Source organism: Amycolatopsis sp. NPDC059021 (genome assembly GCF_042739895.1).
Classification (GTDB): Bacteria; Actinomycetota; Actinomycetes; order Mycobacteriales; family Pseudonocardiaceae; genus Amycolatopsis.
In genome coordinates this window covers 31,788-35,458 of the sequence record NZ_JBHYIQ010000104.1, presented here as the reverse complement: position 1 = coordinate 35,458, position 3,671 = coordinate 31,788, and the positions used below count along the sequence as shown (strand labels likewise).

Here is a 3,671-nt window from a genome sequence, read left to right as displayed (position 1 = left end):
GCGTTCAACGTCCCCTACGCGTCGTTCGCGACACTGTGAAGGAATGAACGGAAGATTCAGGACACCCTGAAGCCCCCTACCAAACAGCCTAGGTGGAGGGACCGACACTTCGGCTCCGCCGGGGTGGAGACGTGCTGAAGGCGCCCTTCAGCACACCCGGTGCCCCGGCGTGTCGGGAGCGCGCCTCGGCGAAAGGGCGCCCCGGCCGTGTCAGAATCCGCTGCGATGCACCACACCCCGTCCGACCTGGCCGATCTGCTGGAGTGCGAGCACCGGAGCGTCCTGAAACAGGCATGGGCGGCCGGGCTTCCCGGTGCTCCCGCGCCGAAGGGCGCCGGGGAGTCCCTCGCGGTCAAGCACGGCCGGGCCCATGAACAGGCCACCTTGACGCGGCTGCGTGGCGAGCGCCACCAGGTGGTCGAGATCGGCCACCGCGATCCCGAGGTGGCGGCGCGGGAGACCGCGGACGCCGTGCGCGCGGGCGCGCCGGTGATCTACCAGGCGGTGTTCCACGAGGAAGGCGAGTTCTCCGGCCGCGCGGACTTCCTGCTGCGCGACGATCAGGGCCGCTACGAGGTCTACGACACCAAACTGGCCCGGCACGCGACCCCGGCCGCGGTGGTGCAGCTGACCGCCTACGCCGACGCGATGCGCCGCGCGGGATGGCCTGCCGGGCCCGAAATGCACCTGCTGCTCGGCGACGGCGGCACGCACACCCTGCGGGTCCAGGACTTTCTCCCGCTGCTGCGACGGCTGCGCACCCGGTTGCGCGGCCGCGTACCGCGGCTGCCCGATCGCCTGTGGGGAGACGAGCGTCCCGCCTGCGGCGGCTGCGGTTTCGCCGAGCACTGCGCGAGTGCCCGCAAGGCCGACCGGGACCTGTCCCTGGTCGCCGGCATCCGGGGCGACCAGCGCCGCAAACTCGCCGCGGCGGGGCTCGGCACCATCGACGCGCTGGCGCTGGCCGCCGCGGAAGACCGGCCACGCGATCTGTCCGCGAGGTCGTTCGAGAACCTGCGGGCGCAGGCGGCCATCCAGCTCCGCCAGGACAACACCGGCGAGGTCACCTACGAGGTGGTCGAACCCGACGCGCTGGCGACGCTTCCACCACCGGCGCCCGGCGACGTCTTCTTCGACATGGAGGGCGACCCGTACGCGCTGGCGGGCGAGGGCCTGGAGTACCTGTTCGGCGCGATCACCGCCGAAGAAGGGGAGCCGCGGTTCACGGCGTTCTGGGCGCACACGAGAGCCCAGGAGAAGCAGGCCTTCGAGGAGTTCGTCGACTTCGCCACCGCTCGCCTCGCCGAACACCCCGGCTCGCACATCTACCATTACGCGCCCTACGAGAACACGGCGATCAAGCGGCTGGCCGCGGTGCACGGCACCCGCGAGGACGCGGTCGACGCGCTGCTGCGCGCGGGAGCGCTGGTCGACCTCTACGCGGTGGTGCGCAAGGGAATGCGGGTGTCGCAGCCGTCGTACTCGATCAAATACCTCGAGCCGTTGTACATGCCGGACGCCCGCGAAGGCGAAGTGAAGACGGCGGCGTCGAGCATCGAGGCCTACGAGGACTACCTCACGCTGACGCACCAGGGAGACGCCGAGCGCGCCGACGAGGTGCTTCGCGGCATCAGCGACTACAACGAATACGACTGCGTCTCCACCTTGCGGCTCTTCGAGTTCCTCCACCGGGTTCGCGCCGAAGCCGGGATCGAACTCGCGGAAAACCCGGCGGAGTCCGAAGAGGACGCGCTGATCCGCACCGCCGCCGAAGACGTCGCCGAGCAGAAACGCGCCGAGCGGGCCGCGCAGCTGGCGGCGCTGGTCGATCCGCTGCTGGACGGGCTGCCCGGCGATCCCGCCGGCTTCACCGCCGCGGACCGGGCCCGCGCGCTGCTCGCCGCCTCGGTCGGCTACCACCGGCGCGAGACCACGCCCGCCTGGTGGGAGTACTTCCGCCAGCTCGCCGCGCCGCTCGGCGATCTCGAGGTCGACACCACGTGCATGGTCCCGGTGGCGGTGGACGCGGGGGAGTGGGTGCCGCCGAAGGGCCGGGTCCGCACCGCCAAACGCACCGTGGTCCTGCGGTGCGATCCGGACCGGCCGCATCCGTTCACCCCCGGCGACCAGGTCCGGCTGCGCTACGGCGCCGACGCCCGCGACGCGAAGGTTCTCGACGCCACCGCCTCGGACGTCACCCTGCAGGAGAGCTCCCCACCGGATCGGACCGACGACGCGCGGCCGAGCGCGGTCCTGCCAGGCAGCCCCGTGCGTCCCGCTCCCAAGGACGAAGCGGTCGCCGACCTGGCCCGGCTGGTCGTGGACGCGCTGCCCGAGCTGCCCGCGCATCCCGGCGTCGACCTGCTGTGCCGCACCCCGCCCCGGCTGCGTGGCCGGGACACGCTGCCCGAGGCCGGGGACGACGTCGTCGGCGCGGTGATCGCCGCGGTCGAGGCGCTCGACGGCTCCACGCTCGCCGTCCAAGGACCGCCGGGGGCCGGAAAGACTTATCTGGCAGGGAAACTGATCGCCCGGCTTGTCCACTCGGGACGGACGGTGGCGGTCACCTCGACCAGCCACAAAGCCGTCGAGAACGTCCTGGCCGCCACCATGAAGAACGCGCCGGCGCTGCCGTGCGCCAAACGCGCCAAGAAGGCGCCGGACCCGGACGCGCCGTGGGAACAGCCGCCGACCAACGACGCGCTCGTCCGGTGGCGCGCGGAACACACCGGCGGTCACCTGGTGGGCGGAACCGCGTGGACGTTCGCGAACGCCGCGGTCCGCGACGAGCCGTTCGACCTCATCGTGATCGACGAGGCAGGCCAGTTCGCGCTCGCCGACGCGCTCGCGGTGTCGATGTGCGCCCGCAACGTCCTGCTCCTCGGTGACCCGCAACAGCTCCCGCAGGTCGTGCAGGGCACCCATCCGGCGGGCGCGGGCGCCTCCGCGCTGGGGCACCTGATCGGCGAGCACGACATCATCCCGCCCGAGCTGGGCTACTTCCTCGACCAGACCCGCCGGATGCACCCGGCCGTGTGCGACCCGGTTTCCCGGCTGTCCTACGCCGGGCAGCTGCACGCGCATCCCACCGCCGCCGAGCGCGGCGTCGAGGGTGTGCCGTCGGGCCTCTATCTGTCCGAAGTGGACCACCACGGCAACACCACGCGCTCGGTGGAAGAAGCCGCCGCGGTCACCGAGATCGTGTCCGCTTTGCATGGTCGCATGTGGACCGACCACGGGACGTCGCGGCCGCTCGGTGACGAGGACATCCTCGTGGTCGCGCCGTACAACTTCCAGGCCCGCGAGGTCACCCGTGCCCTGGAGCGGGCCGGGTTCGGCGGCGTGCGGGTCGGCACCGTCGACCGGTTCCAGGGGCAGGAGGCGCCGGTGGTGATCACCACGATGACCTCCTCGTCCACAGTGGACCTCCCGCGCGGCCTGGATTTCCTGTTGTCCCGCAACCGGCTCAACGTCGCGCTCTCCCGCGCACAGGCGGTGACGATCCTGGTCTGCTCGCCCCGCCTGGCCGAGGCCGACGTCCGCACGGTAGAGGACATGCGCCTCATCTCCGGTCTCCTCGGGCTGACCGCCCAGGCGAAACCCTGGCAGGGAGCCGGGGCCTGCCGAAGTCCGTGAAGGACTCCTTACCGGCACTGAGCGCCGGTAAGGAG

The 3,671-nt window shown here is 71.9% G+C and carries 1 protein-coding gene; it reads left to right on the top strand.

Features of this window, described 5'->3' with window-relative positions:
- The first annotated feature begins 225 nt into the window (after positions 1–225).
- Positions 226–3,636, top strand: a complete 3,411-nt coding sequence (locus ACFWX1_RS39735) for a TM0106 family RecB-like putative nuclease (protein ID WP_378395020.1) — start codon at positions 226–228, stop codon at positions 3,634–3,636.
- Positions 3,637–3,671 lie beyond the last annotated feature (35 nt).